The sequence below is a fragment of the Paenarthrobacter sp. JL.01a genome (genome assembly GCF_025452095.1).
Lineage (GTDB): Bacteria > Actinomycetota > Actinomycetes > Actinomycetales > Micrococcaceae > Arthrobacter.
In genome coordinates this window covers 2276475-2292118 of the sequence record NZ_CP104877.1, presented here as the reverse complement: position 1 = coordinate 2292118, position 15644 = coordinate 2276475, and the positions used below count along the sequence as shown (strand labels likewise).

The window sequence follows — 15644 nt, the reverse complement described above, 5'->3', positions numbered from 1 at the left end:
CTCCCGGGTGGAACTATAAACGGGTGTACCGCAGCAGGCTGGCGGTGCCCATGCCACCGGCGATACTGATCATCGCCAACGCGAGGACAGCTGTTCCTGTCTCCTGGTGAAGTGCGCGGGCCTGCGACAACAAACGCGTCACCAGTACGGCACCGGACGCACCGTAACCATGTCCCAGGGCCAGCGCACCCCCCTCAAGGTTCGCCGTCGCGGGATCAACGCCTATGTGCTCCAGGCACGCGATGGTCTGCGAGGCGAACGCCTCATTGAACTCAACAAGGTCCAGTTCGTCGGCTGACACTCCTTGGCGGGCGAGCAAGCGCTCGGCTGCGTAGCCGGCACCGATTCCCAGCAGGTTCGGATCAACACCGGCGGTTTCACTGCCGAGCACTTCAAATGCGTCCACCGCACCCAGGGTGCGGGCCCGGGCCAGCGACGTCACGACGACGGCGGAGGCCGCGTCCGCGTCGAAGCAGGAGTTTGCAGCCGTGACGGTTCCGCCGGGGACGAACGCTGCAGGGAACCGTTCCATGAGGGCGGGCCGCAGCGAAGCCTTTGGGCCGTCGTCGGCTGTTACGGACGCGCCCCTGCCGGCCAGCGGGACGATCTCGCCGGAGAACTTGCCCGTTGCCGCGGCCTCCACGGCGCGGCGATGGCTTCGAAGAGCGTATTCATCCTGCTGCCCGCGGGATACGCCAAAGGCCGTGGCGACCTTTTCCGCGGCGACACCCATGTCCGGGTCGCCGAACTCCTGCGGCACGAAGGTGGCCCGTGAATAGAAGTCCAGGCCGCCGTCGTCGTTTCTGTTGGCCCTTGCGGGGGCGGTACTGATGCTTTCGACGCCGCCTGCCAGGAACACCGGATCACCGCCGGCAGCTGCCAACCTGGACGCCAAGGCGATGGCGTCCAGACCAGAGCCGCACTGCCGGTCAACGGTGAGCCCTGGTACGGTGACGGGCAAACCGGCTTCGAGCGCGGCGTACCTGGCGAGGTTCCCGCCTCCACCCACTGCGTTGCCGATGATGACATCGTCAATGGCCGCGGGGTCCAATCCCGTCGCTTCCAGCAGCGCCCGCAGCACCGGCGCCAGCAGTTCAGGTGCGGTGTGTTGTTTGAGTTGTCCGTTGGCCCGGCAAATCGGCGTCCGGAGCGCAGCGATGATAACGGGACGGCGGGACGGGTCGGTTACGGGCGCTGCGTCAGCCAAGGAGCTGGGCCCGGGGGTCGTGGTTCTTGATCCAATCCAGGAGCACCTTCCGGCTGACCTTGCCGCGGTCGGTCATCGGCAGCTCGGACAGCAGGTAATACTGCAGCGGCCACTTGTCCCGCGCCAACAGGCCGTCAAGTCCCGTGCGGAGCTGCATGGGTGTCACGGCACCATAGGCAGGAACGACGCCGGCAATCACTTTCTGGCCGCGGATGTCGTCAGGTGCTCCCGCGGCGACCGCAACCTCGATGCCCGGAACAGAGGCCAGAGCCAGTTCCACTTCATGGGGATATACGTTTTTCCCGGAAGTGACGATCATGTCCGAACGCCGCCCCAGGATGTGGAGAATTCCCTCACGAAGGTAGCCCTGGTCCCCTACGGTGTACCAACCATCAAGGCATCGCAAAGCCTGCCCGTCATCGCCCCACAAGTAGCCGTTGCTGACCATGCCGCTGCGCACGCTGATGTTCCCGTGCTCGCCGTCAGGCAAGGAGCTGCCGGTGTCATCCAGGATGCGCAGCTCCACGCCGGGAAACGGGCTCCCAATACCGGTACCCCCCGCATCCAGCGGTTCGCCTGCGGACAAGCGGGTCCCGGAGACGAAACTGAGCTCCGAGGCGCCGTAGTATTCATAGATTGCGGCGTTCGGCGTCCAACGCCGGGCGGCCTCCAGGGTACGGGCGTCCAATTTGGAACCTGCACAAATGATGCTGCGGACACCTGAGGCGTCCACGTCTCCGGCCAGGCCACGTTCGCTCAGCAAGCGCAGCATGGTCGGTGCCAGCACCAAGCGGGTGATGCCGTCATGGCTGATGGCCGCATGGGCATCCCCGACGTCGAATGATTCGAGAGTGTGGAAGGCGGCGCCTGCGTAGAGGCACTCGGACAAAGCATAGAGATTGAGACTTGCCGAGAGAGGCCCCGGCGCCAAGGTGTGGTCATCCCGGGAAAGCCCGAAGAACTCCATTGAGGCCTCGAAGGAGACCTGCCAGGAGCGCCGGGAACGGGTGAAGGCCTTTGGCACCGAGGTGGTGCCCGACGTCAGGCCTACCAGGAAGGTGCTCGAGGGATCTCCGTCCACAAGGTCTTCCTCGGAGGCAGGCCCTGAGTCCACGATCCGGGCGGCAACTTCCTCAATCATCGGAGCAGGCCAGAGGGGGTCAAGAACAGCGCAGCGCCGCTCCCCCGCGACCGCGGCTGCATAACGCTCAACGAAGCGAACAGAATTGGGCTCGGCAAGGACTGTGGTGGATCCGGTGCCACCCAGCAGCTGCATCGCTGCCTCACGGAGTCCGGCCCAGGTGATCCGGCTGCTGCCCACGACGACGGCGGTGTCGTGCGGGCGCTCATCAGCCCAGAGGTGAAGTTTGTCCAGGAAAGGCATCCAGCCAATTTTACGGCAGTGTCCGGCGCCCGGCAGCAAAAGTGACGTCTATTCTGGCTGTATGAGTTTCAATGATGGCGCGCAGCTTGACCCGTCCCAAGTAGAGGACCGACGTGGCAGTGGTATGGGCAGGGGAACCAAGATCGGAGGTGGCATCGGAGGAGGCATCGTGGTGCTCCTGCTGGCCCTCTTCGGTATCAACCCAAACATCCTGGGGGACCTTGGCGGCGGCGGAGCAGCGCCTCCTGCCATCGAAAACGGCAGCGGCACAGGCGGGGTCCAGGAATGCAAGACCGGTGCGGACGCCGACAAACGCCTCGACTGCCGGATCACAGGCACGGTCAACAGCCTGAACGCCTTCTGGCCCGATTACCTCGCCCAGTACAACGTTAAATACTCCAAGCCCGGAACCGTCATCTTCGACCAGGTGACCAGCACCGGATGCGGCCAGGCCACAACCGCTGTCGGGCCCTTCTACTGCCCGGCCGACGTCAAGGCATACTTCGATCCCGGGTTCTTTGACGAACTGGTGACCCGTTTCGGATCCTCCGGCGGCCCGCTGGCCCAGGAGTACGTCGTGGCGCATGAATTCGGCCACCACATCCAGAACATCCTTGGCAACCTCGACCGCGCACAGCAGGATCCACAGGGTCCCCAGTCCGGTGGAGTCCGGGTGGAGCTGCAGGCAGATTGCTATGCCGGCCTTTGGGTGCGTTACGCCTCGACGCAGGCTGACCCCTCAACCGGCAAGCCCTTCCTGGATCCCATCACACAGCAGGATCTGCAGGACGCGTTGTCTGCTGCTTCCGCGGTGGGCGATGACAGGATCCAGAAGGCCGCCACCGGGAGGGTTTCACCTGAGTCGTGGACCCATGGTTCCAGCGCGCAGCGTCAGAAATGGTTCTCGCAGGGCTACAGCACCGGCGATATCAACAAGTGCGACACCTTCGGAGTCGCCACCCCATAAGGACTACTGTCTCCATAAACAAGGAAGGGTTCCGGGCGCAATGCCCGGAACCCTTCGTGTTGTCCGCATGAGCGGACGAAATTCCTGATCAGATGTTGAAGCCGAGGGCCCGCATCTGGTCCTTGCCGTCGTCGGTGATCCGTTCCGGACCCCATGGCGGCATCCATACCCAGTTCAGGCGCCAGTCATCGACGATGCCGTCCAGGGACTTTCCGACCTGTTCTTCCAACACGTCCGTCAGCGGGCAGGCCGCCGTGGTGAGGGTCATGTCGATCAGGAGGGCGCCGTCGTCGTCGGAGTACTTAAGGCCGTACAAAAGGCCCAAGTCAACGACGTTCACCCCAAGCTCGGGGTCGATGACGTCCTTGAGCGCTTCCTCGACGTCCTCGAGGCTGGTGCGCGCAGCGTTGATTTCGGTCATAAGGTGATCCTAACTAGGCCTGTGCGGCAGGAGCAACAGCGACGCCGGCACCTGCGGCGTAACGGTCGTAGCCTTCTTCTTCGAGGCGGTCTGCAAGCTCCGGTCCGCCCTCTTCAACAACCTTGCCGTCGACGAAGACGTGAACGAAGTCCGGCTTGATGTAGCGGAGGATGCGGGTGTAGTGGGTGATGAGCAGGGTACCCATGTCGCCTTCGGCGTGCGCGCGGTTGACGCCTTCGGAGACAATCTTGAGGGCGTCGACGTCGAGGCCGGAGTCGGTCTCGTCAAGGACAGCAAACTTGGGCTTGAAGAGTTCGAGCTGGAGGATCTCGACGCGCTTCTTCTCGCCACCGGAGAAGCCTTCGTTGACGTTGCGCTGGGCGAAGTCGGCATCGATGCGCAGCTGCTGCATGGCTGCCTTGACGTCCTTGGTCCACGTACGCAGGGCAGGTGCCTCGCCGTCGATCGCGGTCTTGGCGGTCCGCAGGAAGTTGGTCATGGTTACGCCCGGAACCTCTACCGGGTACTGCATGGCCAGGAAGACGCCGGCGCGTGCACGCTCGTCGACGCTCATCTCCAGGACATCTTCACCGTCCAGGGTGATGCTGCCGCTGGTGACCGTGTAGCGCGGGTGGCCGGCGATGGTGGAAGCAAGGGTGGACTTGCCGGAGCCGTTGGGGCCCATGATCGCGTGGGTCTCGCCGGTCCTGATGGTCAGGCTGACGCCCTTCAGGATCTCCTTGGTGCCCTGCTCCGTCTCGATGCTGACGTGCAGGTCCTTGATCTCAAGAGTAGACATGCTCTTCTTTCTTTCCGTTCGTAAGTCTGGCGGTACTTGGCGCTCAGTAATTGTTGACGGGAGCGCCGTTCACAACGTTGGTCACGTCCACGTACACGTCTTCGCCGTCGATGGTGACGGCGAAAACGGGGACGGGGTCGTAGGCAGGCAACTGGAGGGGCTGGCCACTGCGCAGATCGAATTGGGAACCATGCCCCCAACATTCGATTGCGCAGCCCTCGACCTCTCCCTCGGACAAGGAGATGTCAGCGTGCGAGCAGGTGTCTCCGACGGCGTGGATTTCGCCCATCGAGTCCTTGACGATGGCTACCGGGTAGTCATCGATCAGGACGCGCAACGCCTGCTTGACCTTGATGTCATTGGCGTTGCACACCAATTCGCCCTTGATGTGATCACTCATGCTTGTCCTGTTGGCCTGTTCTGGTTGTTGGTGGACGTTAGTTGTCGGTTTCGGCGAGCTCGCGCTCAACGGCGTCGGTCAGTCGTTCTTCGATGGCCGGTACCTTGATCTTCTGGATGATCTCGTTGAGGAAGCCGCGGACTACCAAGCGACGGGCGACATCTTCCGGGATGCCGCGGGCCATCAGGTAGAACAAGTGCTCGTCGTCGAAGCGGCCCGTGGCGCTGGCGTGGCCAGCTCCCTCGATAAGGCCCGTTTCGATTTCCAGGTTGGGAACGGAGTCCGCGCGGCAGCCATCGGTCAGCACCAGGTTCTGGTTCTTCTCGTAGCTGTCGGTGCCTTCGGCGTTCTTCTGGATGAGGACGTCACCAACCCACACGGTGTGCGCGCCTTTGCCCTGGAGTGCGCCCTTGTAGAGCACGTTGGAGACGCAGTTGGGCTGCGCGTGGTCAACGTAGGTGCGGTGCTCAAGGTGCTGGCCGGCGTCGGCGAAGTACAGGCCGAAGAGCTCCACTTCGCCGCCGGGAGCTGCAAAGCGGGCCGTCGGCGTGACGCGGACGAGGTCGCCACCGAGGCTGACCACAATGTGCTTGAACTTGGCGTCACGGCCGATCTTCGCCTGCTGGGATGAAGCGTGGACGGAATCGTCGTTCCACTCCTGCAGCGAGACAACCGTCAGCTCGGCGCCGTCCTCAAGGACGATCTCCACATTCTCGGAAACAACCGCAGAACCTTCATGGCCCAGGACCAGGACGGCCTTGGAGAACTTCTCAGCCACAACCACAACGTGCTGGGCAGCGGCATCCGTACCGGCGCCCGAGAGGGTTACGGTGATCTCCGACTCAAGGGACGTCTCCGAGGGAACCGTGATGACGGTGGCTTCCTTGAAGTTCGCCCAGGCGTTCGCGGAGACGCGGTCCTCGGGAATACCTGCCTGGCCGATGCGCTGGTCATCGCGGCCGACGGTCTCCACCGTCACGCCCTCGGGAGCATTGACGGACACGGCAGGAGCAGCGCCGGTCAGGGCTTCGCTGTGCAGCCCGCGAAGGCGGCGCAGCGGGGTGAACCGCCAGTCCTCTTCCAAGCCGGTCAGTGCCTTGAAGTCCTCAACGTTGTATGAGGTGAGGCGGCCGGCGCGGGAGCTGTCCGGGACGCCAACGCCGCCACCGTGCGAGTGACCCTTCGCCGAAGCACCGGCGAGAGGACCGCTGGAGGGCTGGGCCGCCGTCGGGCTGTCCGCGTTGATGGGAGAGAGGTTCTCGCCTTCTTCGGTGAAGCCGTCGATAAAGGGCTGTGCTGAGGGCGCGCCGATGCGTGCCTTTTCAGTAGTGATATCAGTCATTGTTAACCGACGGATCCTTCCATCTGAAGTTCAATCAAGCGGTTGAGCTCGAGGGCGTATTCCATGGGCAGTTCACGGGCGATCGGCTCGATGAAGCCGCGCACGATCATGGCCATTGCCTCGTCCTCCGGCATGCCGCGGGACATCAGATAGAAGAGCTGTTCTTCGCTGACGCGGGAAACGGTTGCCTCGTGGCCCAGTACGACGTCGTCCTCACGGATGTCGATGTACGGGTAGGTGTCCGAACGCGAGATGGTGTCCACCAGGAGCGCGTCACAACGGACCGTGTTGGCAGAGTGCTTGGCACCTTCGCGGACCTGGACCAGGCCACGGTATGCTGCACGGCCACCACCACGTGCAACCGACTTGGAGATGATGGAGCTCTTGGTGTTCGGTGCGATGTGCACCATCTTGGAGCCGGTGTCCTGGTGCTGGCCTTCGCCGGCGAACGCGATGGACAGCGTCTCGCCCTTGGCGTGCTCACCAACGAGGTAGACAGCCGGGTACTTCATGGTCACCTTGGAACCGATGTTGCCATCGACCCATTCCATGGTGGCGCCCTCTTCGCAGATGGCGCGCTTGGTGACCAGGTTGTACACGTTGTTGGACCAGTTCTGGATGGTGGTGTAGCGGACGCGGGCGCCCTTCTTCACGATGATTTCCACAACTGCGGAGTGCAGCGAGTCCGAGGTGTAGATCGGAGCCGTGCAGCCTTCGATGTAGTGCACGTAGGAGTCTTCGTCAGCGATGATCAGCGTGCGCTCGAACTGGCCCATGTTTTCCGTGTTGATGCGGAAGTAGGCCTGCAGCGGGATATCCACGTGGACACCCTTGGGAACGTACACGAACGAGCCACCGGACCAAACGGCCGTGTTCAGCGAAGCAAACTTGTTATCGCCCACGGGGATGACGGTGCCGAAGTACTCCTGGAAGATTTCCGGGTGTTCCTTCAAAGCGGTGTCGGTGTCCAGGAAGATTACGCCCTGGGCCTCCAGGTCTTCGCGGATCTGGTGGTAGACAACCTCGGACTCGTACTGGGCCGCGACACCGGATACCAGGCGGCTGCGCTCAGCTTCCGGGATACCCAGCTTTTCGTAGGTGTTCCGGATGTCCTCGGGAAGGTCTTCCCACGTCGCTGCCTGCTTCTCGGTGGAGCGCACGAAGTACTTGATGTTGTCGAAGTCGATGCCCGAGAGGTCTGCACCCCAGGTGGGCATGGGCTTGCGGTCGAAGTACTTCAGACCCTTGAGGCGCAGATCGAGCATCCATTCGGGCTCGCTCTTCTTGTCGGAGATGTCACGGACAACCTCCTCGTCGAGGCCACGACGGGCATTGGCGCCAACGTCGTTCTTGTCGGCCCAGCCGTACTCGTAGTTGCCGATACCGTGCAGCTCGGGATTCTTTTCCAGAATCTCCGAGATTACAGTGCCGTCAGCTACCGCCTTCTCTGCTGTTCCTTCAGCTAATTGACCCGTCATCACGGCCTTTCTTGCTGGTTGTTTGATTCCTGGGACAGGTTTCCGGTCTGCGCTTCAGTGCCTGGGAGCACTGTGGCAGCCGGTCGCCCGGTAGGTATGTGGGTGGTGCAGACGTGACCGCCTTGCGCCAAGGTGGACAGCCGGCGGACATCGACGCCGACCAGCCGGGAAAACACTGCGGTTTCGGTATCGCAGAACACCGGAAATTGGGCAGCGAGCTGCTGGATGGGGCAATGTCCTTGGCAAAGCTGGACACTGGACAAAGCCGCGGGCAAGGGAGCTTTGGCTTCGATCGAATGGGCGGAGGCTACGAAGCGGTCGCGGCTCAAGGCTTTGGACAACGCCATGGCACGCGCCGTGATGTCATCACCGGCCGCCTGGACCTCAGGTGCGTAACGGCGTTCCATCTCCGCAAAACGCTCTTCGGCGTACTCCCGGACGGCGTCTTCGCCTGCAAGCTCCTGCAGGCGCTTGAGGGCAGAGCTCGCGATATTCAGGTAATCATCGCCCAACTTGGACTGCCCCTGGGAGCTGAGCACGTAGCGGCGTGCAGGACGTCCGGCGCCTGAACCGGCCTTGGCGACCCTTTTGACCTCGATCACGCCACTGCGCTCCAAGTGGTCCAGGTGCCTGCGGACGGCAGCAGGTGTGAACCCTAGAAGATCCCCCAGCTCGGCAGCGCTGACCGGACCATTCTCGAGGACAGCGCTCAGAACGCGGTCCCGCGTGCGGTCATCCGCGTCCGGCAACGACGGGGCGCTGAAGGCCTCCGCCGTTGCAGCATGCCGCTTTGGAGGCATGGATATAGGACTGCTCATGGAATACACAACACAATCATGTCGTAATTTGTTTCATGCATCCAGTAAGGCAAGACTGACCTTGGCTTCGCCGCAAAGTGTGACCGTACTACTTCACGTAGAATACTTTGGTGCGATCACCCGAATCTCCCGTCCTCATCATAGATGGACTCATCAAGGACGTAGGCCCCTTGGCTTCCCTCGACGGCAAAATGCTTCGGGTGGTCAGTGGACTTTCCCTGGTGGCTGAGCGTGGCCAGATCACCGCCCTTCTTGGTGCCAACGGAGCCGGAAAGACCACCACTCTCGAATGCGCCCAAGGCCTGCAAAAGCGGACGGGCGGCAAGATCTCCCTCCTCGGATCGGATCCCGATACCGCAAGTGCCCAGTTGCGCGCCCGGGTAGGTGTGATGCTCCAGGACGGTGGCCTGCCGCCGTCGGCCCGTCCCATCCCGCTGCTGCGGCACGTCGCCGGCATGTACAACAACCCCATGAACGTCGATGCCTTGGTCGAACGGCTGGGCATCAACCAGTTCAGCAGAACCGGTGTACGGCGGCTTTCGGGCGGCCAGAAACAGCGGCTGGCGTTGGCGGCGGCACTGGTGGGAAACCCCGAGATACTGTTCCTCGATGAGCCCAGCGCCGGTCTGGATCCGCAGTCAAGGCAAATGGTTTTCGACCTCATTGCCGAACTGCGCGATGCAGGCATGGGTATTGTGCTGACTACGCACCTGATGGACGACGCCGAACGGCTGGCGGACTACGTCTACATCATTGATGGCGGCCATAACGTGGCCGAAGGGACCGTGGCCGAGCTCCTCAGGCACGACCACTCGGCCGACCCGGCGTCGTCGGACCGGACCCTGTATTTTGATGCCCCGGCCAGACTGGACTTCACCGGCGTCGTTGACGGCGCGCTCCGCATCACCGAATCCCGTTCCGGAAGCTACTCCATCACGGGCGCCATTACTCCCACCGACCTCGCACGCCTGACGGCCTGGTGGGCAGAACGGAACATTATGCCGGCCTCGCTCCGACTCGAAGCGCGGAGCCTGGAAGACGTCTTCCTCGATATCTCCGGAAGGGATCTGCGATGAGCGGGCTTCTGACTCCCAATGCAGGGCCAGCATCCTTGCCGCGCCGCATCATGCAGCAGGGTCGTTACGAAACAATCACCATGCTTCGCAACGGTGAACAACTGATTCTGGCCATTGTCCTGCCGCTCATGGCCTTGGTGGGCCTGGTGGTCACTCCCCTGCTGGACGGGCTCGGTCCATCGCGCGTCGACACTGCAACGCCTGGCATTCTGGCTCTGTGCGCAATGTCCACGGCGTTCACCGGACAAGGCATCGCCACGGGGTTTGATCGGCGGTATGGGGTTCTTAGGTTCCTTTCCACCACGCCTTTGGGCAGGGGCGGCCTTATCGCCGGGAAGATCCTCGCCGTGCTGGTGGTCCTATTCCTTCAGGTGGTGGTTGTGGGAGGGGTGGCCGGATTCTTCGGATGGCAGCCCCGTCCGGAAGCCTGGCTTCCCGGGTTGGGCCTGCTGATCCTTGGCGCTGCAGCCTTCACTGCCTTGGGATTGCTCGTAGCCGGAACTGTTCGGCCGGAGGCCACCCTCGCCATCACCAACTTGCTCTGGATCCTGCTGGGTGCGCTGGGCGGAATCGTTGTTCCGGCCGACCGTCTCCCGGCCTTGCTGCAGGGCATTGTGCATTTCCTGCCTTCGGGCGCCTTGGGCCAAGGTCTGCGCGATGCGTTCTTGCTTGGCGCCGTATCCCTGCCCGCTGTCCTTGTCCTTCTGCTGTGGACTGTCGTGGCCGGCGCAGCAGCCATCCGCTGGTTTAAGTGGAACTAAGCAAATCCGAGCAGAACAAAGAAGCGAGAAAACTGTGAGCACGGCATCGCGCCTCCCGAAAACCGTCCAGCAATGGACGTCCAAGCTGCCCACCGAAGTCAACGCGGCCGTACGCCGGCTGGCGTTGCTGTCCCTCATCGGGCAGACCATCCTGGTGGTAACAGGAGGTGCAGTGCGGCTCACCGCGTCGGGCCTGGGTTGCCCGACATGGCCCCGCTGCACCAGCGATTCCCTGGTGAATACGCCCGAAATGGGAATGCACGGTTTCATTGAGTTCGGCAACCGCCTTCTGACGTTCGCCCTGGCCGCCGTCGCCGCGTTAATGCTGGTGTACCTGTGGAACCTCCGCAAGCAGCGCCGTGACCTCTTCCTGCTTGCCCTCGGCCTCCTTGCCAGCATCCCCGCGCAGGCCGTCATCGGCGGAATCACCGTCCTCTCCAACCTGAACCCTTGGGTTGTTGGCCTGCACTTCCTGGTCTCCATGGCGCTGGTGGTCTTTGCAACCCTGCTGGTCAACCGGGCTTACGGGCGCACCGGCCGTTTCATGAACCGGACACTGCCCGCACTGCCCGCTGTGACGCGTCCTGTGATGATGGCGGTTGCCGTATTCTCAGCACTTTCGGTGATGCTCGGCGTCGTGGTTACAGGCGCCGGACCGCACGCCGGAGATGCCGATGCTCCGCGGAACGACCTCGACTGGGATCTCTTCTCCCACATCCACGCTATCCCGGCCTACCTCATTACGGCCGGCACGCTCCTCGCGGTGTTCCTGGTGGTACGGCGCAGGATCAGCGGTCCGTTCCGCACTGCTGCCTTCCTCTTGCTGGGTGTGACCTTGCTGCAGGCAGTCATTGGCTTCACCCAGTACTACAACGGGATTCCCGCACTTCTGGTGGGCGCTCACATGCTGGGGGCTGCACTTCTGATGAGCGCTGCTACCAATGCGGCGGACGTGGCCAAGCACAGTCCGGTCGGGTAGGCGTACTAGAGGCGAATCAACTGGGCTGGGTCGGCCCTGGATGCAACGAGGGCAGGGTACGCGGCAGCCATGGTGCCGCTCAGGGTGCCTGCGCCGATTCCCCAGAGTGCGGCAAACCCTGGAATGGCCGGCACCCAGCCCTCACTCGCCGCATAGCTAAGGACAGCGGCCATGCCAATGGCGGCCCCTGCTGCGCCGCCGATCGCCCCGACGATGGCCCCTTCCAGGAGAAACATGCAGCCCAGCGGCCAGCGCCGCATACCGAGGGCCCGCCTCAAGGCGATCTCATTGAACCTCGCTGTCACTCCGAGGTACATCGTCGTGCCTGCGCTGAGGCACGCTATGGCCAACAGGACGACAGAGACTATCGCTACCAGTCGGCCGAGATCCGAATTGATTCCTTGCTTGAGTTCGCGAAGGTCAGCCACCGTCTCAACCTTGACGGCGCCCGTTTCGGTGGGGTTTAGCGCCTTGGGAATTGCCTCCGCAATTGCGGCAGGCATTCCGGGGTCCGTGCGCAAAACCAGGCTGGCCGCCATTCTGTCTGTGACGGAATAGGATCCGACGCCCACCACCACAGCCTCGGTCAGAATGGGATCCCGTCCCGGGTCCGTAATGAGGCCGACCACCGGAACAGGTTGCCCAAAGAGCCAGACGACGGCGCCGGGCCCAGGGGTGCCGATGCCCAGATCCTGCGCTGCTCCTCGACCGACAAATGCCACTGGACCACCAAATGATTGATCGAGCAGGGCCGGGTCACCGAACGAAACCATTGCGCCTTGTATCGCCAGATAGCCGGAGTCCGCCACTCTGACTGCCCCACCAAATACGGGTTGATCAGGAAAAGTACCTGGGCGGAGGGTTGACGGGAGGACAGCCGAAGCCGATAGCTCGGCGACAATTCCGCCTCCCCGGACTCCGTTGAGCTGCTTTGCTCGTCCGAGGTCTGATCGGACCGCATCCCAGGATGGGTATCCGCCGTCGCGGTTTACTCGGACTTCATCGCTGGCGGCGTCGTCAATGCGGTCCGCGACCTTAACGGCGGCGCTTTCGCTAAGACCGATGGCTGCGACCAAGCCACCGCTGCCGATGAGAAAAGCCAGAATCAAGAGCAGTGCCTTCCCGGGTCGTCCGGTAAGGGCGGAGAGTGCCTCGGCAACGAGGTCGGTGAACTCACTTTTGCGCTGACGCTTGAGGGCGGACGCGGATGGGGAAACCTGTGCGTCCGTCGCCGTCGCTTGACGGATCGCCGCTCCCGTATCGCTGATCACCTGGCCGTCCCGCATGGTGATGACTCTGTCTGCGGAGGCGGCAATGCCCGGATCATGGGTAACCATGACGACTGTGGTCCCGCCCTCGTGAAGCTCGCGTAAGTGCTGCAGCACAATCGCGCCGTTGGCTGTGTCGAGGCTTCCAGTGGGCTCGTCAGCGAGGATAACGTCTGGATCACCGACGACAGCGCGGGCGATTGCGAGCCGTTGCCGTTCACCGCCAGAGAGCATCGCCGCCGGTGTGCCCACGCGATGGTCGAGGCCAAAACGATGTAATTGCGGCCAGACCAGCGATTTCTGAAGCGCCGGCTTTATCCCCCGGGCGCGAAGACCTAGCGTCGCGTTGCGTGCTGTTGAGTCGCGTCCCACCACATGAGAGTCCTGAAAGACAAAGCCAAAGGTACGGGCCCTGCTTTCAGCGCGTTGGCCCTCGTTGAATCCGGCCGTATTCGCGCCGCTAAGGAGGTAGGTGCCGCTGGTCGCCGTATCCAGAAGGCCCAGGATGTTGAGGAGCGTCGACTTGCCGGAACCTGAAAGTCCCACGATCGCTACAAATTCCCCCGCATGGATATCCAGGTCGATGCTTCTGAGCGCTTCCGTTCCCGAAAAGGAACGGGTGACCCCACGCAGGCTTAGGAGCGCCTGCCGACCGTTCGGATCGCACTTTGCTGGTTCAGGCACAGTTGCTCGATCATGGGAGTCGGACATGATCCCCTTCCGCAATGGACGGGACATCTGCCAAGGCAGCCCACCCGTCGGCTTGGCCCGTCACAGAGACATCGACGCGTCGGACATCTGGGCCGGCCTCAACCTCAACGAAGGCACTTCCTCGCTCCTGACGGATTGCGATCAGAGGGACCGCCAAGGCTTCAGGGGCCGCGGTAATGGCAGTGACTGTTAGTGTCTGCCCGACCGAAAACCCTGCAGTTCCGGCCGTCAGCGGCAGCGTTATGTCCTTTCCCGGAATGTCGCTGCTGTCCTTTCCTCCTGCGATGAAAGCACTTACTCCGGCAACCTTTGAGTCAAGGGTTGCCGATCCGGCACGGACTGTCACAGCCGCACCCACGGGGAATGACTCCGCTTGCAGCACGTCTGCACGCGCGACGATGGTGTCTGGGGCGATGATTACGTTGGCGACGATGCCGTCCTCCCCGAGGACAGTTCCCGGTTGTGCTATGTTTGCGATCTTTCCAACATCGCCCGGAATCTGGACGAATTCCTGCCAGCGGAAGATGACAGCCGAGGTGTTGGTATCGTCGCCGTGATTATTGGCCGACACCTCCGTGGGCGCCCTTGAGCCAGTAGCCAGGTACCAGTTGGAGAGTGCCAGCTGGGTTCCGTGGTCGAATACACCGCTGGCGGGTACAGGAAATCCAAAATTGGTGAGCGCCTCCTGAAGACCTTCGACGTCAGGCCCGGTCTGACCCGGTGAAATGTCCCGGTAGAGCGGGACGGCGGACGGCATGACAAGGAGAGGGCGGCCGGAGACGACGGCCACAAGTTGCCCCGGTACGAGCTCGTCGCCAGGTGACTTGGCAGCCGACGTCACCACCAGGCGGGCAATTCCGCTGGAGGCGGCAGCCTTGATGGCTGACTGCGTCCCAGGGACGACCTTGCCGGACAAGACGACCTGCTTTACGACGGCGCGCCTCTCCACAGTGGCGGATACAGGAACCGTTTGCTGGGAGGCATGAGGTGACTCAGCACTCTCCGCCGCGCTGGTACCTGCCCAGTAGGCGGCCCCCAGCCCGCCCACTACCAGCACCAATACGCACGGGAGGAGCCACCATCGCGGAATGCGCCGCATTGCGGAGTTGAGCTGGGTTTCAGAGTTCTGCATGGTTTCAGAGCTTGGCATCGGCCACGCCGTGGTCCCTCAGCACCTGCTTGGCCCGTTCGACGGACGCAGCTTTCTCGCTAGCGACTTGATTGAGCTCGGCCTGATGGTCTTTCATTTGCGCGGCCTCGTACTGGGCGAGGATGTCATACGGAAGCTGTGCCCCGCCGCTGGAGTCCTTGCACCCGAGGTCCAGTAAAACTGTTCGGATCTCGTCCTCCTTGGAATCTGAGGTTTTGACAGTCCAGGAGTCTTCCGCAGCAAGTTTTAAACCTTTGGTGGTGATGCAGGTTTCCCAGGCCTTCCGGTAGCTCAGATATTCGGGATCGCGTTCCGTAAGCGCTGCTGCCGTCTGCACCATGCGATTCGAAAGGCCCGCGTCACCTGCAAGCCCGGCAAGGAGTTCCGGAAATCCAGCCCGACCAACGGAGCTTGAACATTTCTCATATGCTTGCTCATCGGTCGGACTGACTTCGGTGACTTTCTTCTCACGGATGCCTTGGACAACACGCGTTTCGGGGACGTTTCCGTTCCGAGCAGCCAGGGGCCGCGACCATTGTCCGTAGCTAAAATCCTGGAGGGCTCTGCCGTTACCGCCCCAGGCAACCATGATGTGGCCGGACGCCCGTACGCAATCCTCGATGAGGTAGGCCACGGCTGAATTCACCAAGACGTTCTCTCGATCCGAGTACCAATAACTGCTCATGGGCAGTACTACTTCCCCGGTGACATCGTTCAAGGAGGCCTTGACGCCAGCAGCGACGCTTCGGTCAATCACTGGAAGATTCTCGGCGGGTGGCGGTGGTGGCGCGGCCTTGGGTCCGCTGCACGCAACCGCTACGGCAGCGATCATCAACGCGAGAATCAGGGTGTTACCTGTTCGCTGCTGGTTCAAGAGCTGCAC

15 protein-coding genes are annotated in these 15644 nt (G+C 62.5%); 4 read left to right on the top strand and 11 right to left on the bottom strand.

Annotated elements, in window-relative coordinates; genetic code table 11:
* Positions 1–13 precede the first annotated feature (13 nt).
* Both N5P29_RS10785 and N5P29_RS10780 read right to left on the bottom strand, forming a co-directional pair.
* Positions 14–1207, bottom strand: coding sequence for a thiolase family protein (locus N5P29_RS10785; protein ID WP_262274980.1), 1194 nt, complete (start codon positions 1205–1207; stop codon positions 14–16).
* Positions 1200–2591: a class I adenylate-forming enzyme family protein gene (locus N5P29_RS10780; protein ID WP_262274979.1), complete on the bottom strand. Its 1392-nt coding sequence runs from the start codon at positions 2589–2591 to the stop codon at positions 1200–1202. Before N5P29_RS10780 ends, N5P29_RS10785 begins: the two co-directional genes overlap by 8 nt.
* Positions 2592–2652: 61 nt before the next feature.
* Here N5P29_RS10780 and N5P29_RS10775 point away from each other — a divergent pair, with 61 nt between their 5' ends.
* The gene (locus N5P29_RS10775) at positions 2653–3558 is read left to right on the top strand and encodes a KPN_02809 family neutral zinc metallopeptidase (protein WP_262274978.1); all 906 of its coding nucleotides are present in this window, start codon (positions 2653–2655) and stop codon (positions 3556–3558) included.
* Positions 3559–3646: 88 nt separating this feature from the next.
* On the opposite strand, the gene N5P29_RS10770 is transcribed toward N5P29_RS10775, so the two are convergent.
* From N5P29_RS10770 to N5P29_RS10745, 6 genes are read right to left on the bottom strand one after another with little or no spacing between them, the layout of a single operon-like run.
* On the bottom strand, positions 3647–3979 hold the full coding sequence (locus N5P29_RS10770; protein WP_144658786.1) for a metal-sulfur cluster assembly factor: 333 nt from the start codon (positions 3977–3979) through the stop codon (positions 3647–3649).
* Positions 3980–3992: 13 nt separating this feature from the next.
* Positions 3993–4778, bottom strand: a complete 786-nt coding sequence (gene sufC / locus N5P29_RS10765; RefSeq protein WP_262274977.1) for a Fe-S cluster assembly ATPase SufC — start codon at positions 4776–4778, stop codon at positions 3993–3995.
* A 43-nt stretch (positions 4779–4821) separates the two neighbouring features.
* Entirely contained in the window at positions 4822–5178 is a 357-nt protein-coding gene (locus tag N5P29_RS10760; RefSeq protein ID WP_144658784.1) for a non-heme iron oxygenase ferredoxin subunit, read from the bottom strand.
* Between the two features lie 37 nt (positions 5179–5215).
* Positions 5216–6520, bottom strand: coding sequence for a Fe-S cluster assembly protein SufD (sufD, locus tag N5P29_RS10755; RefSeq protein WP_262274976.1), 1305 nt, complete (start codon positions 6518–6520; stop codon positions 5216–5218).
* Positions 6521–6522: 2 nt separating this feature from the next.
* Positions 6523–7998, bottom strand: coding sequence for a Fe-S cluster assembly protein SufB (gene sufB, locus N5P29_RS10750; protein WP_144658782.1), 1476 nt, complete (start codon positions 7996–7998; stop codon positions 6523–6525).
* On the bottom strand, positions 7998–8816 hold the full coding sequence (locus N5P29_RS10745; protein WP_410007868.1) for a helix-turn-helix transcriptional regulator: 819 nt from the start codon (positions 8814–8816) through the stop codon (positions 7998–8000). Before N5P29_RS10745 ends, sufB begins: the two co-directional genes overlap by 1 nt.
* 110 nt (positions 8817–8926) lie before the next feature.
* On the opposite strand from N5P29_RS10745, the gene N5P29_RS10740 reads away from it, so the two are divergent.
* From N5P29_RS10740 to N5P29_RS10730, 3 genes are read left to right on the top strand one after another with little or no spacing between them, the layout of a single operon-like run.
* Entirely contained in the window at positions 8927–9892 is a 966-nt protein-coding gene (locus N5P29_RS10740; RefSeq protein WP_262274975.1) for an ABC transporter ATP-binding protein, read from the top strand.
* On the top strand, positions 9889–10653 hold the full coding sequence (locus N5P29_RS10735; RefSeq protein ID WP_262274974.1) for an ABC transporter permease: 765 nt from the start codon (positions 9889–9891) through the stop codon (positions 10651–10653). Before N5P29_RS10740 ends, N5P29_RS10735 begins: the two co-directional genes overlap by 4 nt.
* Positions 10654–10687: 34 nt before the next feature.
* Complete coding sequence (locus tag N5P29_RS10730) at positions 10688–11632, top strand: COX15/CtaA family protein (RefSeq protein WP_262274973.1); 945 nt, start codon at positions 10688–10690, stop codon at positions 11630–11632.
* A 5-nt stretch (positions 11633–11637) separates the two neighbouring features.
* On the opposite strand, the gene N5P29_RS10725 is transcribed toward N5P29_RS10730, so the two are convergent.
* The 3 genes from N5P29_RS10725 to N5P29_RS10715 are packed head-to-tail and all read right to left on the bottom strand — an operon-like array spanning position 11638 to position 15644.
* On the bottom strand, positions 11638–13584 hold the full coding sequence (locus N5P29_RS10725) for an ABC transporter ATP-binding protein/permease (protein ID WP_262274972.1): 1947 nt from the start codon (positions 13582–13584) through the stop codon (positions 11638–11640).
* A 10-nt stretch (positions 13585–13594) separates the two neighbouring features.
* Positions 13595–14743, bottom strand: a complete 1149-nt coding sequence (locus N5P29_RS10720; protein ID WP_262274971.1) for a hypothetical protein — start codon at positions 14741–14743, stop codon at positions 13595–13597.
* Between the two features lie 4 nt (positions 14744–14747).
* Positions 14748–15644 carry a hypothetical protein gene (locus N5P29_RS10715; protein WP_262274970.1) on the bottom strand — a complete coding sequence of 299 codons (897 nt, stop codon included), beginning with the start codon at positions 15642–15644 and terminating at the stop codon, positions 14748–14750.

Coding starts and splice junctions, on each gene's coding strand:
- N5P29_RS10775 (WP_262274978.1), top strand. CDS start 2,653: ATGAGTTTCAATGATGGCGCGCAGCTTGACCCGTCCCAAGTAGAGGAC.
- N5P29_RS10780 (WP_262274979.1), bottom strand. CDS start 2,591: ATGCCTTTCCTGGACAAACTTCACCTCTGGGCTGATGAGCGCCCGCAC.
- sufB (WP_144658782.1), bottom strand. CDS start 7,998: ATGACGGGTCAATTAGCTGAAGGAACAGCAGAGAAGGCGGTAGCTGAC.
- N5P29_RS10735 (WP_262274974.1), top strand. CDS start 9,889: ATGAGCGGGCTTCTGACTCCCAATGCAGGGCCAGCATCCTTGCCGCGC.
- sufD (WP_262274976.1), bottom strand. CDS start 6,520: ATGACTGATATCACTACTGAAAAGGCACGCATCGGCGCGCCCTCAGCA.
- N5P29_RS10720 (WP_262274971.1), bottom strand. CDS start 14,743: ATGCAGAACTCTGAAACCCAGCTCAACTCCGCAATGCGGCGCATTCCG.
- sufC (WP_262274977.1), bottom strand. CDS start 4,778: ATGTCTACTCTTGAGATCAAGGACCTGCACGTCAGCATCGAGACGGAG.
- N5P29_RS10745 (WP_410007868.1), bottom strand. CDS start 8,816: ATGAGCAGTCCTATATCCATGCCTCCAAAGCGGCATGCTGCAACGGCG.
- N5P29_RS10770 (WP_144658786.1), bottom strand. CDS start 3,979: ATGACCGAAATCAACGCTGCGCGCACCAGCCTCGAGGACGTCGAGGAA.
- N5P29_RS10760 (WP_144658784.1), bottom strand. CDS start 5,178: ATGAGTGATCACATCAAGGGCGAATTGGTGTGCAACGCCAATGACATC.